Raw genomic sequence first — 26,287 nt, 5'->3', positions numbered from 1 at the left:
GCTTTATCACGCTGTGCCCGTTCTATTTTTAATATTTAACGTTAAAAGAGGTATACTCCGGATCTCCGGAAAGCTTATTGACATCCATCTCATTTACTTTTGCAAATCGAGAGGGGCCTTTTTTAATTTCTTCAAGAAAACGGTCTACATTATTATCTTCTCCATATGCTTCAAAGGCTACTGCACCGTCATCTTCATTTTTTACCCAGCCGACAATATCATGATTCATCGCAGCATGTTGGGTAAAGTACCGAAACCCGACTCCTTGCACACGTCCTTGAACTCTAGCAGATACATACTTCATAGAAAATCACCTCTTAATAGATATGATAGCATAATTTATTTATCAATTTACAGTAAAGTGATATAATTACATACATAAATATTCTGAAAATTATAAAATGAAAAGAATAATTAATCAAAGTATCTGAGCAAGGAGGGAGGGGACGTATATGGAATGGATGATTAGAAATATTAATATGGAAGAGATAGACCAATTTGCATCGATTTTAAAAGAAGCCGCCGAATGGTTAAAGAGAACAAATAAGGAAATGTGGTATACTAGCGAACTTACCAAAGAAGCATTATTAGAAAAGTATGCACTGAATGAACTGTTTATTGGGTTTTTAAATGGGGAATCTGCTGGAACAATAATTGTTCAGGAACAGGATCACATATTTTGGCCGCATGAAAATAAAAATGACGCTTTATATTTGCATAAAATCGCTATACGCAGAAAGTATGCTAAAGAAGGCGTTTCTGTTAACCTGATAGATTGGGCTAAGCAGCAAGCCAAAATGCAACTGAAAAAATATATAAGATTGGATTGTGCAGCTGACAGACCTAATTTATGTTATTTTTATGAGTGTCAGGGATTTCAGCAAGTCGGCCAAAAGACGGTTGGTGAATTTTTTGTAGCTCTTTATGAATATCAGGTTTGAGATTAATAAATCATTTTGATTTAGCCGTATGAATGAACAATGGAATATAAAATCAAAAGTGTTAAAAATTTAATTTTGTCTCACTATCTAAAGTATACTTGGTTGTGAGATAGATTGTTTTATTAGTTCTCATAATAAATATTATGTAGGGGGCGTTATAGGAAATAAAAAAATTAAAGCTTTTCAATTCGATATTTATAGCTTCTCTTCTTCACAGAGTTAAAATCAATAAAATGAACACTATATTCTAGCACATCATTGGCGCTTAATTTATGTGCTTTTGCAAAATCCTTTATTTCAAGTAATAACTCTTTATCATAGGTTGTTTTATATTGAATACGATCTTTAGGGCGAGATTTTTTATCAAACTGAATAACTCCTTGCTTTAAAACCGCTTGTAAGCCTGATTCTAATAAATAATTTGGGTGTGTATCATATTGAATGGCCAATGTATTTAATTGATCAATAATCGATTTGCTAACATTTGTTCTAAATTTTACTCTCGATGTATCTGTTGTCTGAATCAGCTTTCCATCAATTAATTTCCACATTATATTACTCCTTTATTATTTGATTATATGCTTTTGAATGAAGCCTTAAGTAATTTTCTTTATAGGATTCATAATGCTCTATTTCGTCATTGTATATAATATCTGCCAGTCTGGGAAGATACAATTTACCTTTTACCCAAACCCGAAAAACTGGATTACCAGATTGAGTAATTTCTTCAGTTATTTCACTACGCAGCTTCCATGTTTGAAAAACGAGTAGAAGTCCTTCGGCAAAGCTAAAACTGGCTGTAGTAATATTCATCACATAACCTTTCTTTTGAACCCAGCCATCACCATCTACAACTCCTCTAATAAAAGAGGGGAGGAACTCATTTGGCAGCTCAGGAAATTGTACAGATAATGACTTATTAGGCAGTACTCCCAACTTCGCTAAATCATTCTTAATTTCTTTTGAATTAATAACCAATGTTGCTGTTGTTCTTGTTTTATATTTTTTCGATAAAATATAATCTGCACCCATATATCTCGCCACTTGACGAAGTATTGTTTGATTTTTTTGAGTTAAGGAAACACTAGAGATGCTCTGATTGATACAACCATCAGTTATAAACAACCCCAAAATCCACGCCATTTCATGTGACCACGTTTTAAAGAAATTTTCATTAACTTTATGCTTTCGCGGCTGCCCTGAAGATTGCTCTCTGTTCATTTTAACTCCATGTTTATAGATTACATTGCGAATAGCCCGATCAGAGATACCGACTCGTGCAACCATTTCTTTATAAGGCATACCGCTTTTATACATTCTAATAATAGCTTCGTCCGTGACCCCTGGGTTTCTAGGCATTTTTTTATCTCCTTTTGTTTGGTTTCTCTAATTATACAAACAAACGTTCGTATAATCAAGTGGAAACCTAGGAGAATTTAAAAATTTATCGTATAGTGAATTGGATAATACGCTAGTAATCACTCATCACCTTTAGGCATATCCATTTTATCTACAGCATTTTTCAAATCATCATTGTTAATATGCGTATAAATCATCGTCGTTTGTATCGATGAGTGGCCGAGTTGGCGCCTTAACTTCGGTACATCATTAATTTCATTGTGATACCTCGTAGCAAAAGAATGTCTTAGTTTGTGAACGGATAAGGATGGTTTTCCGAAAGCATTCGCGTATTTTTCGATTAACTTTTCAATAGAACGCGCAGTTAGTCGTCTTGGTGTGCCTTTTGGTCCCATTGCAGCAGCGATAAATAAAGCTTTGTTTGTTTTCTCAACATGATAGCGTTTTGCTCTGATTTGTAAATATTCATCTAAATCATCCATCGCTTGCTTGCTGAAATAAACATATTGTTCTTTGTTTCCTTTACGAATAACACGTGCAGTAAATTTGCTGTGATCAATATCATCTAAATCCAGGTTCACAACCTCTGAAAGTCGTAATCCAGAGCCTAAAATAAGCGAGACAACCGCTGTATCACGTTCACGATTTAGGCGGTGAAAATTTGCAAGCTTTTTGTTGTCTTTATAAAGCTCACCATAATCATGGGCAACAAATTGGCGAAATCGTTCATATTCATCACCAATTAAGATTTTTCCTTCCATTTTATTTGCAGTTGTTTCCATACTTTCTTTGATGTCGTTGAATTCAAGCTTTGCCATCACATTACGTTTTAAATATGGCTGTAAATCACGTGTTTCAGCAATGTTTTGCAGGTAGTTGAAAAGCGATTTTAAAGCAGATAACTTGCGATTTATTGTGAGTTCCTTGTTATGTAATTGGTATTTAAGAAAGGTCAAAAATCGTTCAGCTTCCTGAACAGTTAGTGATTCAAGCGACTCAAGGGGCAGATCTTTCAATTCACCAGAATAAAAATTTTCGGTCACAAGCCAATTGAAAAAAATTTTATAATCGTGTGCGTAATTGAGTAATGAAGCTGCTGATAATTTTCTTTCTTTATGATTGATAAATTCCTCGACATACCAAGGAAGTTCCTTAAGAAGCGTTTGAAGTTTATTGTAAAGTTGCTGTTTTGAATGATTTGCCATTAGATCACCTCATAGATAAATTTTACAGGACTGTAATCAGAATTGCAATTATTACGTCAAATTTATATTTTACGTAATAATCTTTTTGGATGATATTTTATATACACCAATAAATAAATCTTTTTTCTCTGCCTGCCCTCTACATAAAAGCTTGTTTGGGTTTGCCTGCCCCCTATTTGTTCATGTTGATATTCTCTCTTGAATAAAATACCGGATTTATTCAAAGTAATAATTCAAAGAATAAATCCAACTGAAAAATAATCGCCAGTTGGATTGGATCGAGTTACGTATAGATCTAATTGAATAATTCACTTAATATCTGTTTTTTAATTTTAACTTCTAAACCAATAGCATATATCTTTCACAGACTTATTTCAAACTCATTCCATACCTATTGCTTCATCCACATCGGTTCTAGCATATTTCCATCAATATCAGACACCTCTAAGCCATACATTTGTTCTTCCGGCATCCCCATGTCGACATGATAAGCATCACCGCCGTTTACTTTCGCTAATCGGCCGAATTCTTTGACTGCTTCAGCACTTTCTAAGCTAAAGCAGATTAAAACAGCATTTTCTTTTTGAGTATCGGCAATCTTTTTACCTTGGAGAAACTGTTGATAGAAAGCATGCTCTAAAAGCATAATATAAAAATTTTCGTCCCATACCATACAGCTTGCATGGGTATCAGAGAAGTCATCGTTCTTTGTAAATCCTAGTTTTTCGTAAAAATCAGTGGCATTAGCAACGTTCTTGACTGGAAAGTTAACAAAAATCATTGCAGTCATTAAAACGCCTCCTTTTCATCAGTTTACTATAAATGGATTATAAAAGCTTCTTCTCGATTGCTCAATTTTTTTCTCTACGTGACATAAATGTAAAAAAACGCTATCTGTCGGGAATTAACGTATTAATATTTTTTCGCCTGCTTTATATTTTCAGGTAAAAAAATTACGATGAACTCGAAACCAGCATTCGAGCCATCGCAATAGAATATTTCATTCCAAAAATGGTTCCAATCATTTCATTAAAAACAATGACCAGAACCATTTTTAAATTGATTGTGACTGGTGTTATATCCCAGCCTCAGTTATTTTCGTTTTATCTGCTCTTATTATTAAAATGGTGAATTCCCCGATTGTTTTCTAATTGATCCTCAACCACTCCGCTTTGATAACTTTCATTCAATTGATTTTGCACAGCTTGAACGCCTTTGTTATCTTCAAATAGCTGGTTTTTCTTATTTTTATTCTTTTTGCTCATTACTGCCACCTCCTTATCTTTTAGTATGTACAAAACGTTGTAATAGCATGGCGATAATTACTTCCAAATAGTGGTTGTAGAACGACCTGTTCTCTTATCTCATCCGATGAAGCTATAGCTGCCATGCTGCTAAATTTGATTTACCAATCCTTTTATTCAATCTTTACCCGAATATCTGCTTCCAGTTCATCCCCTTCCAAACTGAGATATTCCCAGCCGCCTTGTAAACTGATGGTTTCTGTATGCTCTCCGTGGCCTTCAAACAATAATTTCTTCTCTGAATCAGCGGTATTCCAAAATACTTCTGCTTCTCCGCTTTCGATGTTTCCGTTATAGGTAATCTGAATCACCTTTCCTTCACTTCCATCAAGTGATGCCCCGCCAAATAAATTTTCTGTGCCTGAAAAATGTTGATATACCGCTTCATACGTTCCTGTATAATCATCTTCTCCAAATACTCTTTCTCCTTCTAATGATTTATCTTTTGTTAAGGAGGGTTCACCAAAAAAACCGGTAAGTTTATCGCCTGCTTTTCGTATACTTTCACTAAAAAAGTTTTCATCATCATTTGATCCGGAGGAACTGCATCCAACAAGTATAATAAAAGTAGTAGTAAAAGCGACTAAAATTAATAATTGTTTTTTCACCTATACTGAATGTCATATCGGAAAAGAAATCTGATTTTAAAAACATATATATGGAATACCCGAAGGATACGATCGGGAATAAAAGCCCCATAAATCGATTCTTTCTAGTCGATAAATAAAACTGGATTCCTAAAATCAAAACTCCTCCAACAAAGATAAGCAGCAGCTCCATTAGACTTAAATGCATAACCTGTCCCCTCTTTCATACATATAACATAACTTATTGAACAATTTTGTAATAAACGCGTGCCGTTATTCGGTAGATGACCACATAAACAATCAGGAAAACCAGAAAAGCGATCAGCACACTGATTGGGAATAAGTTCACCTGATTAATCATGATCAGAATCAAGTCACTTGCTGCTTCTGATCGTGTGTCTACAACGACAATATCCATATCTTCCTTTTTCATATTTGAGCGCAGCTGTTCTCCAAATGCTATTTCCTGATCGTCATTTACTCCTTGTTCCAAGCTGATTTGTGTAGAAACGTTTGTGCTTGCAGCATAGTCACCCAATATTTCTTTTTGCTGGTGCTCTATTTGTCGAAGGGTTTCTATATCATCAACAATCATGTAATAGGTGTCACTAATTAAACTTGTCGTTTCATTGTCTATAGAAAATTCTTTCATATCTTCCATGACAGTGGCGGGAAATTGAAAATCCATCAGTGAAAGCGTTCCATTTGTATATTCATCCCCTGTTCCATGTACATATACTTCATTTTCATCAAGCGACAGGTTATCTCCAGTTAACTGATTATAGCTTTCCTGATCGGTCATATATAAATTGATCGGACTCTCATTCGCTAACATGGAATAGGCATCTTTTGTAACTTCGAAGCCATCGCCCGCAGCAAGTGTTACAAAATTTAGATAGGTATAAGAAGATGAACCGGTAACGGTATTGTTGGTTTCAGAAGCTGTTTGATCAATCAGCTCACTTAATTTTGCTTTGATTTCTTCCTCTGTTTCATCTGTCTCCTCTGGTAATCTTACCTCTGAAATCACATTACCTGAATAGGTTGCATCATCACTCTCAGATACGATATATAAGGAAACCGCAATCGAAAGTAAAAGAATCACACCGACAGATAAGATGGTAATGTTCCCAAGACCTACTGCATTCTTTTTCATCCGGTAAAGCATGCCGGAAACAGGGATAAAATGGTTGGTCTGATAGTAATAGTTTTTATTATTTTTTAAAATTTTGAGTACAGCAATACTTCCGGTGGTAAATAAGAGATACGTACCGGCAATAATCAATACTGCTGCAAGAAAAGCATAAGGCATACCACTAATGGGAGATTGCAGGGTTAACACAATATAATAACCCCACCCAGTTAATAAAACACCAAGAATCGAAAAGAAGATTTTGGTTTTTGGCTCTTTTTCACCGACATTTCCGCTTTTTAAAAGCTCTATCGGGTTGGCTAATCGAATTTGAGAGATGTTCCCCAATAAAATCAATAGAAAAATGATGCTAAAGAAGCTTAGTGTCCATATCACCGCTTCGGAAGAAAACTCAGACCCAAGAGCTACATCCGCACCAATCATTTGGCGAATCAATAATACACAAACTTTATTAAGGATGGTGCCTGCAACAAATCCTACGACCATGCTGAATACAGCAATATATAAGGTTTCGTAAGCAAGCATTTCGCGTGACTTGCTGCCTTAATACTATGCGTTACCATCAAAATCGTTTGTCCCTCTTTATTAATTTGTCCGAAATGCTCCAGTAATTCATCTGTAGATTTGGAATCCAGGGCGCCCGTCGGCTCATCTGCCAATATTAATTCCGGATCAGCAATCAATGCTCTGGCAACTGCCGCTCTTTGCTTTTGACCGCCTGATACTTCATACGGGAATTTAGTCAAGATATGCTCGATGCCAAGTTTCTTTGCTATCGGCATTAGTTTGTGCTCCATTTCCTTATGCTTTTTTCCGGATAAAACAAGTGGAACAAAGATATTATCCTGTATCGAGAACATATCTAAAAGGTTGAAATCCTGAAATACAAATCCGAGGTTATTACGCCGGAATTCAGAAATTTCTTTTTCAGGTATTTGCACAATATTTTTCCGGTTCAGCAATACATTACCGCGTGTTGGCTTATCCAATGCCGCCAGAATATTTAATAACGTCGTCTTACCGGAGCCGGATTCCCCCATAATAGCTATATAATCTCCTGCGTCCACGCTGAAAGAGACATCAGAAAGTGCTTCTACTTGATTTCCTCCAAACCTCGTTGTATAGACCTTTCTTAAATGTTGAACTTGTAAAAGTGTCATGGTACATCTCCTTTTTTCCAACAACTTTCTTGTTGATAGGTAAAGAATAGCAAAAAAGAGAAATGTCAATCTACAGTTCTATCTGACATTTCTCCTTTGTTTCTAACATTTTTGTTAGATTGGCTATTCTGTTGTCATTTGTTTATCATCAAACACGATAGAAACCTTCGTTCCCTTTTTAGGCTCCGATTCAATTTTTATTTGATGCTCCAATTTCGTCAGGATTTGCTTGGAAAGGTAAAGCCCAATTCCACTGGCGCTCTTATGCTCGCGTCCTGTAAACCCTGTGAAATTTCTTTCAGCTACACGAGGGATATCTTCTGGGCGAATACCGATGCCTGTATCCTCTATCACGACAGCATTTTCTTCCAAGTAAATAGAGATGGCTCCTTCCTTTGTATATTTCAACGCATTGGATACAATTTGCTCGAGCACAAAGCTCAGCCATTTTGAATCGGTAACGATGCGTTGATCTATCCCGTCATAATGAACAGATAGTCTTTTCCGAATAAAGACAGAAGCATATTTTTTGAAGCTTTCACGAATCATGGCATCCAAGTCCACTTTTTGAAAATGATAATCCGTCGAAGTGCTTCCTAAACGTACATACTGTAATATCAATTCGACGTATTGATCGATTTTGAATAACTGTTCCCTCATTTCTTCCGTCACTTCCCTATCCTCATCTTGAAGAATTAAATGAAGGGCAGAAATCGGTATTTTTATCTGATGGACCCACATGGTGAAATAATCTAAAATCTCCTGCTCTTTTTCCGCTTTTGTATTTTCCAGCTGAGAATGTGCTGCACTCAATTTTTTCAGTAAATCCTGATAGTCACTTTCTATTAAATTACCCGGCAGCGGTAATTGCTGTATCTCCATATGCGTTTGCTTTTGTTGAAAGGTGGGGAGAAATGTATAATCAAATTCATAAATAAATTCACGAAAATATACAATCAGGGAGATGTATAAAATGGATGAAAAAATAACTGCAGAAATAAAACGTTCTTCAAAAGCAGAAGACATTCTAGCTCAAATTAATAGTAAAACGAAGCTGGGAGACTTACGAAAAATCGCAAAGGAGATAAAAAAAGATCATGAACTAGCTCTGGAGCTTTGGTCGACCGAAGCATTTTTACCCAGACTATTAGCCATCTTAATTATGGATAAAAAGCTTCTTTCAGAAGATGTGCTTAATAAGCTTGATGAGGATATGCAAATTCACACGTTTGATGAACGAAATAACTTAATGGACTGGTTAATGGCTAATCAGCTTACCAAGGACAAAAAGAGAATTGCATTGATGCAGTCATGGGAAAATAGCCCCCGCGCTCTCCAAAGGCGAGCTTTCTGGTATTATCAAGCGCGCTTGAGATGGACCGAACAAGCACCGCCTGATAATACTGCAGAGCTGCTAGCTGCATTAGAAGCTAATATTATGCAGGAAGAACCGGAAGTTCAATGGGCTATGAATTTCACAGCAGGCTGGATAGGTATTTATGATGAAAAGAATCGTACCCGCTGTATGAAACTTGGCGAGAAAACGGGCCTTTACAAGGATGAAATAGTAGCAAAAGGATGTACTCCCAGCTATTTGCCGGAGTTTATTACGATTGAAATTAACAAACGACATCATATTTAATCACCTTTAATTTACTGCTTTCGCGGTACAATTCTAATCCACCTAAAAATAGTGGACTAGAATAATAAAGGGAGCGCTTCTTTTATAAAAGAACCAGCACACCTTTTACTATCGATAAGCAATATTGGATACAATATTGCTTATCGATAGTTTTGCATTTGAGAGTAAATATCATATTAATTTTAGATTAACAGCTTTTCAAAACAGCTCTTCTTCATATTGTCTTTTTCGCACCCGCAATATATAGTGTCTTCACAGCACTGATTGAATAAACTGCCGCGCAGTTAACACATTAGCAAATTCATCATGAATCGTTGCCATCGACAAATGATGGATGGTATCCGCATCGATGAACTTACCATGATGATCTTTCATTCCAAACGCAGCAGTGGCATCTGAAAGCAGATACGTTTTATACCCTAAATTCCCGCTCATTCTTGTCATGGTAGATACGCAATGCGGTGTGGTTAAACCAACAATTGCAATGGTATCAATATGACATGCTTGCAAATATTCGTCTAAATCCGTTCCAATAAAAGCACTGTTCACTCTTTTTGTTATTACTTTTTCTTGTTCCAAAGGAGCGACCATTTGTTTAATAGGAAATCCCTTTCCTTTATAATAAAATACAGACTCCGGATTATCTGAAATGTGCTGAATATGAATAATCTCCCATTGATGTTCCCGACATCTGTCTAATACTTCCTTCATCTGTTCTTCTGCATCAGGATTATTCCGTTCACCCCATTTTTTATCATCAAATGCCTTTTGCACATCAATCATAATTATAGCTTTCTTTCCTTCCATAACATCACCCCATCATTCTTTTTATGCCTCTCCTCTTCTAACATCTTATTTTATATAAAAAGGCAAAGCTTTTACATCATCTTAAAAAGGAAATTTGAGTGTTTGGCTTTTCATAATTAGGAACTTAAGTTATTCTGTTTTATAAAAAAAGGTTGAGGTATTATATGGACCAAATCGATAGAGAAATTTTGAGGATATTACAGGAGAATGCGAAAATCTCCATGAAGGAGTTAGCAAAAGCCGTTCACTTAACCTCCCCGTCCGTCATAGAAAGAGTACGAAGATTAGAAGAGCAGCAAATTATCGAAGGTTATCATGCGCATGTCTCCTTAAAAAAGCTGCATCGTCCCATTATTGCACTTGTCATGTTTAAATCTACTGATTGTAAAGCGTTATCGAACTTTTGTAATAATCATCCGGATGTGCTTGAGTGTTATCGAGTTGCCGGAGAAGTGAGCTATATTGCCAAATTAGCCACACATTCAGTGGAAAGCTTAGAACAATTTATTGATGAAACGATGCAATATGGAACACCATCAACAAATATTGTGCTGTCTTCCTATGAAAAGAAAGTAATTGATGCGTTTGATATGGAAGAATAAAAAATGAGTGGATTGTATAATCCCTCTCATTTTTGTCATTCATTTCCAAATCTCTTCCAAAGACATTATAATCAATATACCTTTAAATTGATAAGAGCTTCCCTCTGACGCAATAAATACTAGTTGTATTCACTTAAAAATTCTTCTATTTTTTGTCTGGTTGTTTGATTAGCTGTACTTTCCCAGTTAGTGTCATAACTATGATCAGAAAACGGAAAATAATAAGCTTGGTTGTCTATATTATTTTCTTCGAGTTTTTCATGCAGTATCTCTATTTGCTCTTCAGGTATTACTTTATCTTTTAGACCGACAAATGAAATCGTGGGTGCAGAAGTTTCATTTACATACTGGATAGGAGACATTTGAAGATAACGATGTTTGATTTCTTCTGTTTTTGGCTGGCCATCCATGAGCTGTTCAAGCAGTGGCTGAATAAATTCTTTACTATTAGTATCATCATAGAGCTGTAATAAATCCGATGGCCCATATAGATTAATAATAGAATTTATTTCCACGGTGGAATCGGAATCCGTTTCTCTGGGAGCAAGGCTGTTTTCCTTTAAATCCGTATACCCTGTTAACAATGCTAAATGGCCCCCGGCAGAAGATCCTATTAAATTAATTCTGTTTATATCTAAATGATATTCATCCGCACGTTCAACAATCCAGTTTACCACATCATGTGTATCTGAAATTTGTTTTTGCCACATGTCGGGTCCATTTTGACTGTATTCCACATTAAATACAACATATCCTTTCGAATTAAACCATTTACTCCATGAGGAAACCTCATTTTTATCCCCGCTGCTCCATCCTCCGCCATGAATATTTACGATAACAGGACGATTTTCATCATTCACTTTTGTATCCCATACATCCAGTAATAAATCTCCATCTTCCGCAGTTTTATAAACAACATCTTCTTCTAAATCGGAATACGTATCTGTTCCAGAAAAAGAGAATGTATAGTTATCCATCAATGCAGTTTCTGCGTCAATACGATCTGCATAATATTGGTTTTGAATCCCAGATAGGAGCGCGATTCCTAAAAAAGAAATACAGTTGACCGCCCAAATCATTTTTAAAAATAATGCAGATTTTTTCCAAATAAGAAGGAGTAAAATAATGAAAGCTGCTACACCTAAAATGAATAATGCTACAGGGAATGTGAGCAGGTAAAATGAAATTTGGCCTGAATAGGAACCATATCCACTAGCAAAAAATGTGCGCCAAAGCAAAACACACACGCCAGTTAGCACGAGTAAACTAGCAATAATACCAATTTTGTTGAAAATAGATTTAAATTTTGTAAATGTCATTTCTTTTCTCTCTTTCGTTAGTATGTCTGAATAGCGGTACCCTGAAAAGAGATTTTTGAAACTAAAACCTGTTTGTCAGACTACTTTAAATGCGCTAATGTTCACTAGATTTATAACTTTACTTAATTGTTCGCCGTTATTATTTTTATCTATAACATTTTACTCTTATTATTTTTATTTACCACTGAACCATTATTTGGAGTGCACTGGAAGAAAGATTGATATCTCATCTTCTGTAGACATAATAAGTATTTGTTACCATTTCCCCCTTTTTTCTGGTAAGATTCTCTTCCTCTTTGCATTCATATGGCAGGAGAGCATGTTTTACAGATAAAACAAAAAAGATCAAAAACGCTTCATGTTATTTAATCTGGATAAAGAAAGCATTATGTAGTTAGATTGGGGTGTAGAAATTCTAGAATAATATATTTTTACACTCCCTTTTTTAAACGAACGTACCTCATACTAAATCATAGAGGGGTTTATCCCTCCTCTTAAAATAACTAACAAAGTCTTTGTTTATTTAAACTTGTGAGATCTATATTCTCCAATTGTTTTAATTGGTTAATTTTAATGGCTAGCATTTCTTCTGTTTTCTTTAATTCTTCCTGATGCTTCTGAAGTTTTTTTGATGCGCTTTTAAAATATCAATTCGTTCACTTAATACTTCTCTATCCCCTTTTAAAAAGCTCATCATTTCTTTTAAATCAGCGATGGAAACATTCGCATTACGTAAGCAGGAAATCACTTCTATCCAAGATAAATCTTCGTCATTCAACCCAGCAACGATAGCCCATGTATCTTCATGTCCCTCCATCAAGCTGCTTGCCTGATTAAAGGGGGTTCTACCCCAAAGATCGACTAAGAATAATACTTCATCCTGATTGTCGAAAGAAGCAATGGCCTCTTCCATTTTTGCTCTTACGTCATCCGGACCTTCACTCGGCATCAACGTAACAGCCTTGACATTCTCTTGCTCTCCAAAGATCATCGCTCCAGACTGCAAGATACCTGTCGCAAATTCACCATGGCTGGCAATGATAATTCCTACCATCTTTTTAACCTCCTTTTTATGTTTGTTAAGGATTAAACTTGTATGAGCCGATTCTAAATAATGATTTTTCAATATTTGAAGCGCTTTCATAAAAAAAAAAAAGAGAAAGGAGAGAAGAGTAGTTTAATGAAGTTAAGGATACGAAGTGCCTTTATTCTTCATTCACTACCATTCACTCCTCCCTAATTGAGTTAGTAATATCAAAAATATTAAATGATTATTCTACTAGCTTTCAATGAGTCATCTTTTAATAGTAGCAAACAAAGGTGCTAGAAAATCTAAATAACCGGTAATAAGCTAATTAAACGTTTCAATTATTAATTACTTCTTTATTCTATACTTTATATTTAATTCTCTCCTACCAGCCGTATTTTTTATATCCCCATTCTTTTTCAATATGCTCTTCTTTTTTTATAACGAGTGTTTCGTGAGGTATATCTTTTTCCACATTTAAACCAGGATATAGTGCGCATTCACTTCCTACTTTTACACCTGGGAAGAATATATTATTAATACCTGTCCTAGTATAGTCACCAATAAAAATCGCATTAGAATAGGTATCTGAATAAGTTCTTCCATTTATTTTGTGTATTTGAGGAGTGTCATTAAATCTTACGATTCCACATACACAGGCTGCAGCAATATCTACATATTGGCCAATCACACCATACATTTCACTATAATGAATAGCAGAAATACCTTTCATTGTAACACCCTCAACTTCCGCATTATGTCCTATCCTATTCTCACAACCAATTACAGTATTTGGTTCAAGTTTTGCATAATCTTTAACATACGAGTTATTTCCTATTAAAACAGGGCCATTTATAATAGCACCAGTATCAACATTTACATTATCCCCAATAATGACATTGCCATTAATGGTTACATTCTTACCTATAATTGAATTATTACCTATCTGAATATTACCGTTTATAGTTGATTCTTTAGAAACAGATGAATTGTCCCCAATAGAATATCCGTTTATTTCCTTAGTAAATGAATTAAGATAGTATGCATTCACATTTAATATATCCCATGGAAATTGTAAACTATGCACTTTATCCTGAGCAAATACCGGTTGAATCTTGTTTCCCTCTTTTAAATAATCATTCAATCCATTTTCAATAAATAACTGGTTAGGAATCATAGCCCCTGTCACACGTTGACTGAATCCGTAATTAGCGTACGAAATTGTTTCTAATGCATGCTTATCTAACTTAAATACTCCTGCAACTTCAGAATTAACATAGTGTTCTCGAGCATGGGCTAAAAATTGATTTACTTGATTATTCTCTACAAAAGCCCCAATCATATCAATACTTTTTTGTTTTTTTTCTATTAGTAGAACACTGGTATCTTCTTCTGATTCCTTAAGATATGTCAAATCGTCTAGACTTATAAGACAATTCCCCTTTTGAATAATAACTCCTTCCTTAAATTGTTCTAAATTGTTTCGTAAAAAAACATCTAAATTTAGGGTTGGATCAATACAATTTATTTCCCGATACTTTCGTAATAAATTTCTAGTTTGGTCTGGTTTATAACTAAGAAATACATAGATATCCGATTCCAATATACCGACTTTTAATAATCTATCTATTTGCCAAAAAATCATTTCTTTATTCAATATTGGAAGGCTATTAATTTGATAATGTTTATCAAAAGGAAACATTTTTGGCTCTATTTCACCACATAATATAAAAGCTTTCATTGTTTTCCTCCTCATCTTATCTTGGAGTTTTATTAATCTAAATAAAACTCCAAGATAAGAGTGTCTAGAGAATGTTAACCTCTGTCGGGTTTATTTATATATAGTATGCATCAAATAGTAATTTTTTGTTTGATACAGTGCAAACCCTAAATTAAAAGGCTTTCCATTCTTCATACAAGCAATAATTTTTGTATCAATTAACGGTGCTCCTTCTTCAACATCCAAAAATTCAGCAATTTTTGAATTAGCTAAGGTAGCACTAATTCGTTGATCTATAAATTCATAGGATACTCCTTGCTCATTTAAATACTCATAAATAGAGTTTTCGCAAATTTCCACATTTAAATCTTTAACAATTGATGCATCAAAATATTCTATCTCATAAATAACTGCCACTTTATCAGCATATCTAATTCGTTCAACTAACCAAAGTTCTTCTCCAGCAGCGATTTTCATATCTTCAGCTTGTACAGCATTCGCTTTTACTTTTTCCAATTTAAGTAATTTTGTAGAAGGTTCCATTCCTCTATTTTTCACTTCTGAAGTAAATCCAATTCCAGCTTTGAATCCAAAAAATTTTGGTATGGGGTTAACAAAAGTTCCTATTCCCTTTTTTTTGGATAGTATTTTTTCATTAACAAGTTCTTCAATTCCTCGTCTAACTGTTATTCTTGACACTGAAAGGTTATTAGATAATTCTAATTCTGATTCAATAATTTGATGTGGTTGATAAATACCCGCCTTAATTTGACTTAGTATATAATTTTTAACAATCTCATATTTAGGTGCGTTATTAGTCATAATAAATATCCTCTCTAACTATTATAATCTGTTGTTATTATACCATCAGAAAGAATATTAATCACTTTGTAAATTATTTCCAATAACCGTAGTATTGGTTAAAGAGTCTATCATTGTACTCATCAGCACCATCTAAATTTGAACTCTTAAATACAGGTATTTCTAACTCTGCTTCTTTTAGGCGTGAAATTACACCAATAATAACCGATTGCGCAATTCCAATTCCTGTAAAATCAGATGTAGGCCCTAAATCTGCTTCTACTCCTTCTATTCGATAAGCTGCATCTCCTTTTGGAGCATGATTATCAATAGTGACATCAGCAATTTCATAGATATTTTTCCCTGACTCATGCCGGGAAGAAACTGATTGGGTATGCTCCATAGACGTCAAAGCAATCACATTTGCTCCCAGCTTTTTAGCTTCAATACACATTTCAACTGGTATATTATTTCTTCCTGAATTAGAAACGACCATAATTGAATCCCCGGCTTCAACTTTATAAAGAGATAACATATTCTTGGCATATCCATCTAATCGTTCCATATAAGTGCTTTTATTTGGCATTTGATGCAACATTACTTCAGGTGGGAGAATACCTTTCACATAAGCTAGTCCTCCTGCCCTAATATAAATTTCCTCTGCTACCATATGGGAGTGACCTGATCCAAAAATATAAAAACGACCGCCATCTTTACAACTATCAAAAATTAACTCTGTAGCCTTATCAATTGATTTTTCTTCATTTTGCACAACTTGCTCCCATGTATTGCTCAAATAATTCAAAAACTTTTTAACTTCTGTTTTAGTAGTCATTTGATCTCCACCTTTTCTTATTATGAATTCATATTAACACAACATGTTATAACAAGTAAAGGATTTAATATGTTCTTCGATTTTATTAATTAATTTCTCCGCCTCGCCTACTTTAAAGAAACTACTTTGAGCCTCTGTGAGCGTCAAGTAGAAATGAACACTTTTTGCTAATTAAATTTGGACACTTTATTCCATAAAAATGGAAGAACGGTGTTTCATTCGGTAACTATCATCATCATGAAAATGTATGACTTCAGCTCGATGTAAAATTCTATCTAGAATGGCAGTTGTAATCCCTGGATCACCTAGTAATTCTCCCCATTCATTTGGGCCTTTATTAGAAGTTAATATAATAGAAGCCTTATCATAAAGGTCGTTAATAAGATGAAAAAATAAATTCGCTTCACGTGTATCCATTGCCATAAACATTAAATCATCAATAATCACTAAATGAGAGGAACGAATTCGTTTCATTCTAGTTTGTGATTTTCTGGTAACTTCTTCTGTTTTTAATGTTTGAATCAGTTGCCCCATGGAAACAAAAGAGACTTTATATCCTTTTTGTATAGCTTCTATTCCGAGCCCTGTGGCTAAATGCGTTTTCCCCACGCCTGGCGGCCCTAAAACGATTAAATTATAAAGTTGATCCAGCCAAGTAAACTCCTTTAACTGATTTACCTGTCTTTTGCTGAGCGATTGTTGCTCATCTAAATGAAACTCATCTAATGTCTTATAAGAAGGGAATGCAGCCCATTTTAATCGTTTTTCGATTAACTTTTCATCTCTCCGTTTTAATTCATATCCGCATAATCGTTTCAAAAGTACTTGATACGTCCAATCTTCTGACTCTGCTTGTTGAATCAGAGAGGGCAAATAATTTGCCGTCTCTGTGAGTCTCAACGATCGAAATTGCTGTTGTATTTCTTCTATCGAATGACTCATACCGGTGCTCCTTTCAATAACTCTATATAAGTATCCAATTCTCTTGTTTTTGGCTTGATTTGAAGTAGCGTATCGTCCATACCATGCAATGTTTGGATACCTTCTACTTGCTGTGGTCTTTGATTAGAAACAGCTTGTCTTTGGATAAACTCTACGACATCTCTAAACTCTGTTGCACTATATATTTTGCGTGCTACACACTCTTCTAAAGCTTGATTCCTTATTTCTCTTGCTAATGTTTGGGACACCTTTAAAATAAGAGATAATTGATCCCGTATGTATCGAGGATATCTAAGATGAATTTCCTGAAGGAAATCAGAAGCCATTTCCTTATCATCAAAGTAAGTCGATACCGTTTCTATATAGGCGGTTATTCCTTTAGAACGATCCCTGGTATGCTGGGAATCTTGAATAAGTTTTCCTTTTTCTATGCTTAACGTGTGTTTGGCAATCATCGCCCCATCCGATTTTTCCCGTATGATTAATTCGTTCTGTTCATTTATTTCAATAAAAACTGTTTTATCTTTCTTGTATGTACCAAGCGGTACGGAATAACGATTTGATTGGTAGATAATAGTATTGTCCTTACGAACATTTCTTGTTATACTATTATCGATATTTGAAATTGAAATTTTTTTGTTGACTGGTCTTAAGTGTTGTTTTTCTAGGGCAAACACTTCGACTGGTCTTTTTTTTGTTGTATTATGCACTTTTCCGTTTCCGGTTCGAATCAGCCATGCTAAACAGGATTCATTCCATTTATCTATATGGTGAAATACGCGGTTCTTCGCAAAATTCTTCTTCACAAATCCTACGACATTTTCAATCTTCCCTTTACTTTCTGGATCAGCTTTTCTACATACAAAGAGCTTTAATTTTCTCTCTTCCCTGTATGCTTGAAACTCACTGGTAAGAATGAGATCTCCTTCATTTTCACTTACTACGATAAGGGAATCCTGATCATAAGCTAACTCATGTGGAATTCCTCCAAAATACTGAAAAGTATCTTCGTGAGCTTGAATCATATCCTTTGTTGTAAAAGGACGGGGGAGCCACACAACATATTTGTAACGTGAGTGCGAAAGCACGAAACTAATAAAATATAATTTCTTCTCCTTTCCCTGGGATGTTTTCTGTATCGTCTGGCCAAAATCTACCTGGGCTTGCTGCCCCATTGGTGGGTCTGGAATAGCTTGATAGACACGCTTCATTTCTGTCTTTGGAATATGATATTTTTCCCGGAGGGCTTTGACATAACTCCGAACGGTACTTTCTCCAACACGTAGAGTTGGAAACCTTTCTTTTAACCAATCATGAACTTGAGCACTAGAAAGGTCCGGATGTTCCGTTAGCCAAGTATGAATAAGTAATTCATAGGCATCTAATTTCTTCTTTCTTGTCTGTGTGGAAGCTACCCACTCCGCCATTTCCTGAGGAGACTTTTCAAGGTATTTATATACCGTTGTCCTTGATATACCTAGTTTTCTAGCTATTCTTCGTATTTTAAATCCTTCTTGTTTTAGTTGATAGATTTCCATATACACTTTCCATGTTTCCACCTTTCTTACTCCTCCCATTTCTGTATCGTACAAACATGTATTATACAGTAAATGAAAGATTGCAATAGTTGTTAGTTGGTACCCAGCGGAACGGCGAGCATGTAACAGGCTGCCGCCCCTACGGGGCAACAGCCTGTTACATGCCTATCCCCCAAGAAAAGTGTTCATTCTTATCAAGCAATAATGGTCTACTTTAGTTTAGCAGTTACAGCCTCGTACATATCAGTTTTATATAAATCCTTTTCTGCAAAGTAAAATAAATAATCATTTGTAAGACTAAAAATTAAAGCTTGATATTTGCTTCTCAATTTCTCTGTTAAGTTAGAAGTTATTTCTCCGGGTATAAAGACAATTAATTGACTATCTAATAGGCCTATCCAAAAAGGAACTTTAATTGAAGAAATATCATTTAAGGTGTCTTTCATTTTAATAGTGGCACGCTTTCCTTCAATTTCTACTTCAATTAATCTGCTTTCTTCTACACTATTTTCCTCTTTTAACTTCCATTTTAATTCCTCTATAGAAATTTGTTCCTCTCTCTTAGAAATATTACTTACATCTTTAGTTTTTAATCTTATTGATTTTTCGACAAAAGAAATTCGTTCTAATGTTTCTTTTTCTTTTAAGTACTCTTTCTCTCTTATAAACTGGCCATATAGTGAATTACTAAAAAATCTAGATTGGCTGAAACTTTGTTTTTCTCTTGTAAACCGTGTACTAATATTTGCACTGCTTCCATTGATAAAACTTACTAAATCAAAAGACTCGTTCATTTTTTCATAAAAACCAGATAGAAAATCTGCTGAAATTAAATAATTACTAGAAGACAAAACAGTAGGGTGACATGAATAATTAACTATAGCTGTTTTGCTTGTATCAGTAATAATTTCAAATACGGTCATTATTTGATCTATCTTTTTCGAAGGTTGATGTCTATTCGTAGCAACTTTATGAATATTCGTTTTACTGATACTGTAATTAAAAGTTTTCATTTTATATTTACTCAATACTATTGATTCAGTTATTAATAAAATAAGATGCTCTTCCATGTAGCTATCATAGTCTCCAAAAATCCCTGTTAAACCACTCTTTATTTTTTTATTTGTATTAATCATTCCACTGGGGCCCGAATGGGTATGTGTTGCAAAAAGAAACAAGTCGAATTTATGAGAATCAGTTAAGACATTTTCTTTAATTATTTTTTTAACTTTATAACGTAATGTACTGTCAATACCTATCACATCAAGTGATATGAAAAATAAGTAATGATGATTGGATTCATCAAAAAATGTATGAGTTTTAACAAATAATGGATCGTGTTCTCCTTTACACTCTCTAACAGGACAATAACCGCTTAACCCCTTAACTTTAATATAATTAATTTTCTTTTCTGAAAAACCATATCGAATTACCATTAATATTCCTCCTTAATAACCGAACATCACCTATTATAATATGTTATAAATACATGATATTCAATAGTTAAATAATTACAAATAATTTACATATAGTTCCAATTACGAACATAAAGCAGACATCTTAGTGATATTTGATACTTATTTTCAATAGTATATGCATTAAATATATACTAGTCTTGCGATCTTTTTTTGCCGCCAAATACAGTGTATTTCACCTGTTTAATGCATTTATAGGCTTATAAGCATAACATGATAAATTATAAGAGATTTTATGTTGTATATCGACAAATACTGAAATTATGTGATGAGGGAGGTAGTTAGTAAATATCGCAGCGCTGACTCGCCATTCACTTTAAAAGCTACAAAACGTGGATCGATAGCTTTACAAAAAAGCGCCAATAAAATGAGGTCTCTTATCTCATTTTATTAGCGCTGCTCCTGGGTATACGACCTTATCCCTGTCAGACGAACTATGACTACAATTTCTCTAAAGATATAGTAGTCGATATAGGAATAAAGCGCATAATCTTCATAAAACATATATTCCATTTTCAACTGTTAAATCCATTTGATAAATGAAACCGAATCTATGGACTAGGAGCCAAATTCGAATATAATCAACGAGCCTCTAGATTAAACTTTTCTAAAATAGCAAATAAGGCAGCTTGTTGTAGTGACGTTGGCACTTCTATATTTTATTTGTTTTAAAGGCGATTGTATTCTTTGTAATAAACGGTCTATATATGCTGCGAGTATTCAACTATAAAACGAAAAAAGTTCAACTTAAATTAAGAGAGATTCTTTTGTGTTAGTAAACTATATTAAATGCTTCAAATATAATTTACTAATCTGTATAACATGGTTCACTTTTATATTTTTATATCATATAAAAAGAATCACTTTTCTGTTTTTGCCGAGGTTTATAGCTACCTAAAAAATAGCAGGCAAAATCACTGATAAGCAACTTTGCCTGCTATTTTTTCTAATTTTTTTAGAAATATATTTTGCTATTATTAATCTAAATTAGTTAGAGATTTCTTTTAAATTATCTCTGTAAAACTGTAGAGTTTAGCTTCTTTCCTAAAATGAGAGACATACATTTACGCTAATGCGCTTATTTATTTTTGTTTGTCTGATAACTTTGGTGTGAAACTTTATTTTTGTCTACAATAATATATTCATCTCTTATTGGTGTATTCTCCATTAAATTCGTTAACATCTCGATAACGCCTTTTTGAATTCTTTCCTGCGCCTCTACGGTCATACCAGAATAGTGTACTGTTAATCCTGTTTGTTTAAGAGAACGCCATGGATGATCTACTGGAGCTGGTTGTGGATACCAAACATCGCCGCCATATCTGATACGACCATCATTGACCGCGTGAACAATTGCATTTTTATCTACAATTGCACCGCGAGCACAGTTAACAAGTACAGCATTTTCTTTCATTTGACTTATTATTTCCTGGTCGAATTTATTCTCAGTATCTGCAGTTAAAGGTGATTGAATAATCACTACGTCAGAGCTTTTAATTAGTTCATCGAACGTAACATATTCGACTCCGATTCTTTCTTCTGCATCTTTCTTTCTAAACGGATCATTATATTGCAATTCTACATTAAAAGCTTTTAATCGTTCTGCTGTTAATTGACCAATTCGGCCAAAGCCAAAAATGCCGACTTTTTTATTTAATAGCTCATTGGCACCAGAACCTACTCTTGGCAGATCCCATTCACCTTCTTCCGCTTGCTTGTGCCCCTCTTCATAATTTCTTAAGAGCAGCAATGTTTCCATTACATTTTGCTCCGCAACACTTTCGTTATTACTGCCAGTTACCTCGGCTACCGTAATCCCTTTTTCTGCTGCTGCTTCTATATCGACATGATCAGAACCAATTCCTGCAGTAATTGCCAGTTTAAGATTTTTTGCTTTTTCGACACGTTCTTTTGTAATATATGCCGGTAAAAAAGGAGATGATATAACAACATCCATATCTTCAATATGTTGATCGATTTCTTTATCATCAGTTATCAATACTAACTCATCTTCTGTGCCGTTCAGAAAATCTCTTAAGCCTAAAGATGCCTCTTTAGTTAGAAGTTGTGAAGAACCTGTTGACGCTGGAAATAATGCAACGATTTTCATTATAATCCTGCTCCTTTTCATTATAAATTTTCTTACTTCTCTCTTCAGGGTCTTTTTATTTACTTTAGCTCTCCATATAACACCCCCTTTATATAGAAAAAACCACCATCTTATAAAAATCGAAAGCGATTTTACAAGATAGTGGTTAGTAATTAGCACATAAGGTACCATAGACCAATCCGCCATTTATTTCTATATTAAATTCAAGTTATTTAACAACAATAAGCAATTTTGTTCTCAAGCATTAATCGGATACAAACCGAAACAATTTATTTATTTGATAACATAGCTGGATATCAATATCATGACCGTAGTTAGTAATCAGCACCTACGTACCATTGGCTAAGCTACCTAAAATAGTGTAATAGCTTTACAGTCTATCTATTGGTTTGTCAAATATAAATATTGAAATAGCTTCATCATCTTCCACATTAATATCCGCAAATAGTTTTAAAAATTTTGCACCAACTAATTCTTCTAAATCTGAAGGCCGTACTTTTTCATACAGTTGCTTCACCATTTGTGTCCTGGCTTGCCAGATCATTGTATGCCCTTCCTCGGTTTGAGCGATAAACTTTTCTACAGGACTAAGGCTCCCATTCATATAAGCAATAGCCCAAGTACCATGAAATGAGACTTTTATTTTCTCGGGGCCTTTTCCGATATGCTGTTTACGATAGGACCGAACTAGATTGGCAAACTGCTGTTCGACTTTATGAATAGTTGTGGACATGTATAAATCCTCTTTCATAAATAGTATTAATCTAATCTCAAAAATAATTATACCACTTTTTTTACATTAATCATATTAAACCAATCAAATTAAGCCGAAACACTAGATTAAAAATTATCTTTAGCCCCCGCTACTTCCATACGGATATTTGCTCCGATTTAGATACAAACTGCGCAGACATGGCTTTTGCTCTCGCTTGAAGCAATACTTGCCTTCCCTCCGGAGTTCTCGTATATACCAGTTCCGCTTTACCTAAGTGCTTTTCCCAACAAGCCAGGAAAAGTTCTGCCATTTCCTTATTTTGTGCCAGTATCGCAGGAACAGCATGGTAATCGATACGGTTCCACCATAATGTCCGCTGTTTTCGGACAACTATATATCTGGGACTCTCAAGTGGATCCAGTACCTCGCGCAATGCCTCCACATATATTTTTTGTTCATAGATGGGGGCATTCTCTAACCAGCAAGTAATGACGCCATTTTCTTCTTCTGTCTGAATGAGGGAAACAGCTGGCTTTGTCTCTATCCAACTTGACTCAAATAAGGCCTGATATACGATAGTTCCAACTTCACTCATGCTTTTCTCGACACTAATATTACGAAATAAGATTTTAAGTAATCTCCAAATGAATGGAGAAGCAATAATAAGAGCAATAGCTATAATAATAACAACTACCCATAAAAAAGCACGAAAATTACCTTCCAGAATGCGGAAATTCGTTATTTCACCAAGTACATTATCTACAAAGAAAAAAATGATAGAAAGTATCGCGAGAATCAAAGCCTTGATGGTATTCGTAAATAATAATGGACGCGGCACCTGCTGTTTTTTGGCAGATATCTCTTCCGTTAAAGTCCCATCTATTTCAACTGCCGACTTCCAGCGCCGGAAAAGCTGCCCTCTCTCCCTTGCCAAATCACACATCTGCCGGTTGGACTGTTCCTTATCGATGCTGTAAAAGGGAGGTTCGGCCAATGATAGTCGACCAATCCCTGTTTGAATCACATTCTTCTGATGCCCTAGACCAATCAAGGCCTTAAAACGTCTTTTCAATGCAAGGTAATCCTCCCCGCCTTCTGAATTGGTAGCATCCAAGCAAACAAGATGCCATATATTGGCTGTTTTTTGCGGATTGTTTTTCTCTACACGAATGGCTCTTCCTCGCATCTGATTGGACAGCATAAAAGAACCAACATAAGAAGCAAGGACTAATGAATTAATAAACGGTGCATCCCAGCCTTCTCCAAGTAATGCAGCTGTACCAATTAATACAGTGATTTCGCCACGTTCAAATAATTTTGTCATCATTTGCACCATTCGATGCCGTGCACTGGTATTGATAGTGATTTCTACATAAGATGCATCATAGGACAGTTCCGCTGCTGTTATAGCAACATCCCATTGTTCGGCTAAATCTTCACAGGCTGCCAATACCTTCTTGGGAATAATAACAATCGATCCAGTTAAAACCCCAAGCGAGACATCCAATTCCCTGCGGCGCAATTGTTCAAAAACAGGTATAGCTCCCAAACGCCGGAGATCCTGCTCATCTTCTGCTTTCTTAGGCAAATCTTCTCGTCTAATATAATCTGTAAGAATAACCTGGCGCAGCTCTGTTCCTAATTCCTGTGCCTCAAAGGCTGTCACTTGCTGGATGCTGTTTAATTTCGACGGGCTCTGCACCAATAAACGGTTGATTCGATCATTCGCTGTTAAGACCACCCTGCGCTTTTCAACAGCTCCGAGACGTTGAAGGTAAGACTGTATTTCTTTTCGTACCGGCTCCTCTTCATCCATAATATGCTTATCTTGATATAGAAGATGTGTCAGCATGAGTTCCAGCCATTCCAAACTCCACTCCGGAATTTGTTTTTTCTTCAAGCCCATTATCGGAAGCGGCTTTGTCCAGGCAGTACTTTCCACTTCCTTTAAGAAAATAAGCATACTGGACAAATAAGCCGGCTCCGACAGAATTTCTTCTGCATATGTATCCGGATCGGTGATCCATGGATGTGCTTCTATTTTATCAATAAGTGCTGGGTTGTGACGTATGGATTTTTGAAATGCTATGACCTGACTTCGAAATTGGTTGATCTCCTCCTGCTCCTCATGGAGGGGGTCGGATATCCAGACATAATCTTGAAACGGAGCGAGCTCTGCTTCTCGTACCAGCTCTGCTATGCTTATTTCAGCATCAATCTCGCCGCACAGCTCCAAATAGCGGTTCCATTCCTGGATGGATACATCATATGGCGGGGTAGCTGTCAAAGCTACAATAGCTGGGTTAGTAAGATTTTTTCTAAAAGAAACAGCAGAACGCCACCATGCAGTGCGTAAATGATGTGCCTCGTCCAGTACCAATGTCTTTACATAAGAAGCAAGCTTTTCCTGTACTTCTTCCTCCTGACCAGTCATCCATTGATGAAACCCTTGATAGGTTGCGACTGTAACCAAAGCCTTTTCCTTTAAATCTGTTGTCATCCATTCCGGCTGATTACCGCTCTGATCAAATAATTCTACAAAACGGGCCACCCATTGGTCGCGGATGGCGATAGTCGGTGCCAGTATTAATGCAGGCTGATTAAAACGCAGCATCATCTCCAATCCGATAACTGTTTTTCCTGAACCTGGAGGAGCTACTAAATGTAAATGACGTTTATTCAGATAGGTGTCCATATCATCTATGATAGCTTGTTGATAAGATCTCCATGAATATTTAAACTGTATTCGCTCAGGGAAGCTCTCCATATCTGTCTCCTCATTTCCTTGCTCTCTATTCTATATTATCATCATGATCAGTGAAAGGAGATACGCTTATAATTGGCATTTCCATCGTTTATCCCTCTGTCACATCTTTTTATTCACATTATACGATTCAAGTGGAGAATCTGTCTATTGCTGCAATATTGAGTAATCATTTACTATTCTTTGTTCGTATCTATTTTAGTATTTTTACACTAGTTATACGAATGTTAATACGTGTTTTCATAGCTTAATATAATAACTTATAACATATTCTTATATAC

The 26,287-nt window shown here is 35.2% G+C and carries 24 protein-coding genes and 1 pseudogene; 3 read left to right on the top strand and 22 right to left on the bottom strand.

Features of this window, described 5'->3' with window-relative positions; genetic code table 11:
- Positions 1-28 precede the first annotated feature (28 nt).
- On the bottom strand, positions 29-304 hold the full coding sequence (locus BN997_RS17345; protein ID WP_042534065.1) for an acylphosphatase: 276 nt from the start codon (positions 302-304) through the stop codon (positions 29-31).
- Between the two features lie 148 nt (positions 305-452).
- On the opposite strand from BN997_RS17345, the gene BN997_RS17340 reads away from it, so the two are divergent.
- Entirely contained in the window at positions 453-941 is a 489-nt protein-coding gene (locus BN997_RS17340; protein ID WP_042534064.1) for a GNAT family N-acetyltransferase, read from the top strand.
- Between the two features lie 173 nt (positions 942-1,114).
- Here BN997_RS17340 and BN997_RS17335 read toward each other — a convergent pair whose 3' ends face one another.
- From BN997_RS17335 to BN997_RS17300, 9 genes are all read right to left on the bottom strand, one after another.
- Positions 1,115-1,492 (bottom strand): hypothetical protein, encoded by a 378-nt coding sequence (locus BN997_RS17335; RefSeq protein ID WP_042534063.1) that lies wholly within the window; start codon positions 1,490-1,492, stop codon positions 1,115-1,117.
- A 4-nt stretch (positions 1,493-1,496) separates the two neighbouring features.
- Positions 1,497-2,300: an LAGLIDADG family homing endonuclease gene (locus BN997_RS17330; protein ID WP_042534062.1), complete on the bottom strand. Its 804-nt coding sequence runs from the start codon at positions 2,298-2,300 to the stop codon at positions 1,497-1,499.
- A gap of 119 nt (positions 2,301-2,419) precedes the next feature.
- Positions 2,420-3,505 (bottom strand): tyrosine recombinase XerS, encoded by a 1,086-nt coding sequence (gene xerS / locus BN997_RS17325; RefSeq protein WP_042534061.1) that lies wholly within the window; start codon positions 3,503-3,505, stop codon positions 2,420-2,422.
- A gap of 391 nt (positions 3,506-3,896) precedes the next feature.
- Positions 3,897-4,295: a VOC family protein gene (locus BN997_RS17320; RefSeq protein WP_042534060.1), complete on the bottom strand. Its 399-nt coding sequence runs from the start codon at positions 4,293-4,295 to the stop codon at positions 3,897-3,899.
- A gap of 313 nt (positions 4,296-4,608) precedes the next feature.
- On the bottom strand, positions 4,609-4,770 hold the full coding sequence (locus tag BN997_RS23295) for a hypothetical protein (protein ID WP_175297063.1): 162 nt from the start codon (positions 4,768-4,770) through the stop codon (positions 4,609-4,611).
- A 152-nt stretch (positions 4,771-4,922) separates the two neighbouring features.
- The gene (locus tag BN997_RS17315; protein WP_052485074.1) at positions 4,923-5,417 is read right to left on the bottom strand and encodes a hypothetical protein; all 495 of its coding nucleotides are present in this window, start codon (positions 5,415-5,417) and stop codon (positions 4,923-4,925) included.
- 220 nt (positions 5,418-5,637) lie between these two features.
- Positions 5,638-7,074 carry a hypothetical protein gene (locus BN997_RS17310; protein ID WP_042534059.1) on the bottom strand — a complete coding sequence of 479 codons (1,437 nt, stop codon included), beginning with the start codon at positions 7,072-7,074 and terminating at the stop codon, positions 5,638-5,640.
- Complete coding sequence (locus BN997_RS17305) at positions 7,026-7,709, bottom strand: ABC transporter ATP-binding protein (RefSeq protein WP_084612973.1); 684 nt, start codon at positions 7,707-7,709, stop codon at positions 7,026-7,028. The genes BN997_RS17310 and BN997_RS17305 overlap by 49 nt, the downstream gene beginning before the upstream one ends.
- A 123-nt stretch (positions 7,710-7,832) precedes the next feature.
- The gene (locus BN997_RS17300) at positions 7,833-8,591 is read right to left on the bottom strand and encodes a sensor histidine kinase (protein ID WP_175297062.1); all 759 of its coding nucleotides are present in this window, start codon (positions 8,589-8,591) and stop codon (positions 7,833-7,835) included.
- 91 nt (positions 8,592-8,682) lie between these two features.
- Between BN997_RS17300 and BN997_RS17295 the strand changes: the two genes are divergently transcribed.
- A complete protein-coding gene (locus BN997_RS17295) occupies positions 8,683-9,351 on the top strand; it encodes a DNA alkylation repair protein (RefSeq protein WP_042534058.1) in 669 nt (222 codons plus the stop codon).
- A 252-nt stretch (positions 9,352-9,603) separates the two neighbouring features.
- Here BN997_RS17295 and BN997_RS17290 read toward each other — a convergent pair whose 3' ends face one another.
- Positions 9,604-10,158: a cysteine hydrolase family protein gene (locus BN997_RS17290; RefSeq protein ID WP_042534057.1), complete on the bottom strand. Its 555-nt coding sequence runs from the start codon at positions 10,156-10,158 to the stop codon at positions 9,604-9,606.
- A 164-nt stretch (positions 10,159-10,322) separates the two neighbouring features.
- On the opposite strand from BN997_RS17290, the gene BN997_RS17285 reads away from it, so the two are divergent.
- Positions 10,323-10,760 carry an Lrp/AsnC family transcriptional regulator gene (locus BN997_RS17285; protein ID WP_042534056.1) on the top strand — a complete coding sequence of 146 codons (438 nt, stop codon included), beginning with the start codon at positions 10,323-10,325 and terminating at the stop codon, positions 10,758-10,760.
- A gap of 119 nt (positions 10,761-10,879) precedes the next feature.
- Here BN997_RS17285 and BN997_RS17280 read toward each other — a convergent pair whose 3' ends face one another.
- From BN997_RS17280 to BN997_RS17230, 11 genes and pseudogenes are all read right to left on the bottom strand, one after another.
- Positions 10,880-12,079: an alpha/beta hydrolase gene (locus BN997_RS17280; RefSeq protein ID WP_042534055.1), complete on the bottom strand. Its 1,200-nt coding sequence runs from the start codon at positions 12,077-12,079 to the stop codon at positions 10,880-10,882.
- A 772-nt stretch (positions 12,080-12,851) separates the two neighbouring features.
- A pseudogene (locus tag BN997_RS22735) lies at positions 12,852-13,133 on the bottom strand (PTS sugar transporter subunit IIA); the annotation flags it as partial.
- Between the two features lie 358 nt (positions 13,134-13,491).
- The gene (locus BN997_RS17270) at positions 13,492-14,847 is read right to left on the bottom strand and encodes a hypothetical protein (RefSeq protein WP_042534054.1); all 1,356 of its coding nucleotides are present in this window, start codon (positions 14,845-14,847) and stop codon (positions 13,492-13,494) included.
- A gap of 90 nt (positions 14,848-14,937) precedes the next feature.
- Positions 14,938-15,648, bottom strand: coding sequence for a GntR family transcriptional regulator (locus BN997_RS17265; RefSeq protein ID WP_042534053.1), 711 nt, complete (start codon positions 15,646-15,648; stop codon positions 14,938-14,940).
- Positions 15,649-15,721: 73 nt separating this feature from the next.
- Positions 15,722-16,462: an SIS domain-containing protein gene (locus BN997_RS17260; RefSeq protein ID WP_042534052.1), complete on the bottom strand. Its 741-nt coding sequence runs from the start codon at positions 16,460-16,462 to the stop codon at positions 15,722-15,724.
- 186 nt (positions 16,463-16,648) lie between these two features.
- A complete protein-coding gene (istB, locus tag BN997_RS17255) occupies positions 16,649-17,404 on the bottom strand; it encodes an IS21-like element helper ATPase IstB (protein WP_042528871.1) in 756 nt (251 codons plus the stop codon).
- Complete coding sequence (gene istA / locus BN997_RS17250; RefSeq protein WP_042535626.1) at positions 17,401-18,981, bottom strand: IS21 family transposase; 1,581 nt, start codon at positions 18,979-18,981, stop codon at positions 17,401-17,403. The genes istB and istA overlap by 4 nt, the downstream gene beginning before the upstream one ends.
- Positions 18,982-19,151: 170 nt before the next feature.
- Positions 19,152-20,378 (bottom strand): neutral/alkaline non-lysosomal ceramidase N-terminal domain-containing protein, encoded by a 1,227-nt coding sequence (locus tag BN997_RS17245; RefSeq protein WP_042534051.1) that lies wholly within the window; start codon positions 20,376-20,378, stop codon positions 19,152-19,154.
- Positions 20,379-21,495: 1,117 nt separating this feature from the next.
- The gene (locus tag BN997_RS17240; protein WP_042534050.1) at positions 21,496-22,527 is read right to left on the bottom strand and encodes an NAD-dependent formate dehydrogenase; all 1,032 of its coding nucleotides are present in this window, start codon (positions 22,525-22,527) and stop codon (positions 21,496-21,498) included.
- A 370-nt stretch (positions 22,528-22,897) separates the two neighbouring features.
- Positions 22,898-23,260, bottom strand: coding sequence for a Na-translocating system protein MpsC family protein (locus BN997_RS17235; RefSeq protein WP_042534049.1), 363 nt, complete (start codon positions 23,258-23,260; stop codon positions 22,898-22,900).
- Positions 23,261-23,390: 130 nt separating this feature from the next.
- A complete protein-coding gene (locus BN997_RS17230) occupies positions 23,391-26,009 on the bottom strand; it encodes a DEAD/DEAH box helicase family protein (protein ID WP_042534048.1) in 2,619 nt (872 codons plus the stop codon).
- Between the last annotated feature and the right edge of the window lie 278 nt (positions 26,010-26,287).

It is taken from the genome of Oceanobacillus oncorhynchi, from assembly GCF_000821065.1.
Taxonomy (GTDB): Bacteria; Bacillota; Bacilli; order Bacillales; family Amphibacillaceae; genus Oceanobacillus; species Oceanobacillus oncorhynchi.
The sequence above is the reverse complement of the archived record's forward strand: the minus strand, read 5'-3'. Positions and strand labels throughout refer to the sequence as shown.

What these genes read in the sequence shown, in the direction of transcription:
- BN997_RS17345 (WP_042534065.1), bottom strand. Translation starts at nt 304, where the DNA reads ATGAAGTATGTATCTGCTAGAGTTCAAGGACGTGTGCAAGGAGTCGGG.
- BN997_RS17340 (WP_042534064.1), top strand. Translation starts at nt 453, where the DNA reads ATGGAATGGATGATTAGAAATATTAATATGGAAGAGATAGACCAATTT.
- BN997_RS17335 (WP_042534063.1), bottom strand. Translation starts at nt 1,492, where the DNA reads ATGTGGAAATTAATTGATGGAAAGCTGATTCAGACAACAGATACATCG.
- BN997_RS17330 (WP_042534062.1), bottom strand. Translation starts at nt 2,300, where the DNA reads ATGCCTAGAAACCCAGGGGTCACGGACGAAGCTATTATTAGAATGTAT.
- xerS (WP_042534061.1), bottom strand. Translation starts at nt 3,505, where the DNA reads ATGGCAAATCATTCAAAACAGCAACTTTACAATAAACTTCAAACGCTT.
- BN997_RS17320 (WP_042534060.1), bottom strand. Translation starts at nt 4,295, where the DNA reads ATGACTGCAATGATTTTTGTTAACTTTCCAGTCAAGAACGTTGCTAAT.
- BN997_RS23295 (WP_175297063.1), bottom strand. Translation starts at nt 4,770, where the DNA reads ATGAGCAAAAAGAATAAAAATAAGAAAAACCAGCTATTTGAAGATAAC.
- BN997_RS17310 (WP_042534059.1), bottom strand. Translation starts at nt 7,074, where the DNA reads ATGCTTGCTTACGAAACCTTATATATTGCTGTATTCAGCATGGTCGTA.
- BN997_RS17305 (WP_084612973.1), bottom strand. Translation starts at nt 7,709, where the DNA reads ATGACACTTTTACAAGTTCAACATTTAAGAAAGGTCTATACAACGAGG.
- BN997_RS17300 (WP_175297062.1), bottom strand. Translation starts at nt 8,591, where the DNA reads ATGGAGATACAGCAATTACCGCTGCCGGGTAATTTAATAGAAAGTGAC.
- BN997_RS17295 (WP_042534058.1), top strand. Translation starts at nt 8,683, where the DNA reads ATGGATGAAAAAATAACTGCAGAAATAAAACGTTCTTCAAAAGCAGAA.
- BN997_RS17290 (WP_042534057.1), bottom strand. Translation starts at nt 10,158, where the DNA reads ATGGAAGGAAAGAAAGCTATAATTATGATTGATGTGCAAAAGGCATTT.
- BN997_RS17285 (WP_042534056.1), top strand. Translation starts at nt 10,323, where the DNA reads ATGGACCAAATCGATAGAGAAATTTTGAGGATATTACAGGAGAATGCG.
- BN997_RS17280 (WP_042534055.1), bottom strand. Translation starts at nt 12,079, where the DNA reads ATGACATTTACAAAATTTAAATCTATTTTCAACAAAATTGGTATTATT.
- BN997_RS17270 (WP_042534054.1), bottom strand. Translation starts at nt 14,847, where the DNA reads ATGAAAGCTTTTATATTATGTGGTGAAATAGAGCCAAAAATGTTTCCT.
- BN997_RS17265 (WP_042534053.1), bottom strand. Translation starts at nt 15,648, where the DNA reads ATGACTAATAACGCACCTAAATATGAGATTGTTAAAAATTATATACTA.
- BN997_RS17260 (WP_042534052.1), bottom strand. Translation starts at nt 16,462, where the DNA reads ATGACTACTAAAACAGAAGTTAAAAAGTTTTTGAATTATTTGAGCAAT.
- istB (WP_042528871.1), bottom strand. Translation starts at nt 17,404, where the DNA reads ATGAGTCATTCGATAGAAGAAATACAACAGCAATTTCGATCGTTGAGA.
- istA (WP_042535626.1), bottom strand. Translation starts at nt 18,981, where the DNA reads ATGGGAGGAGTAAGAAAGGTGGAAACATGGAAAGTGTATATGGAAATC.
- BN997_RS17245 (WP_042534051.1), bottom strand. Translation starts at nt 20,378, where the DNA reads ATGGTAATTCGATATGGTTTTTCAGAAAAGAAAATTAATTATATTAAA.
- BN997_RS17240 (WP_042534050.1), bottom strand. Translation starts at nt 22,527, where the DNA reads ATGAAAATCGTTGCATTATTTCCAGCGTCAACAGGTTCTTCACAACTT.
- BN997_RS17235 (WP_042534049.1), bottom strand. Translation starts at nt 23,260, where the DNA reads ATGTCCACAACTATTCATAAAGTCGAACAGCAGTTTGCCAATCTAGTT.
- BN997_RS17230 (WP_042534048.1), bottom strand. Translation starts at nt 26,009, where the DNA reads ATGGAGAGCTTCCCTGAGCGAATACAGTTTAAATATTCATGGAGATCT.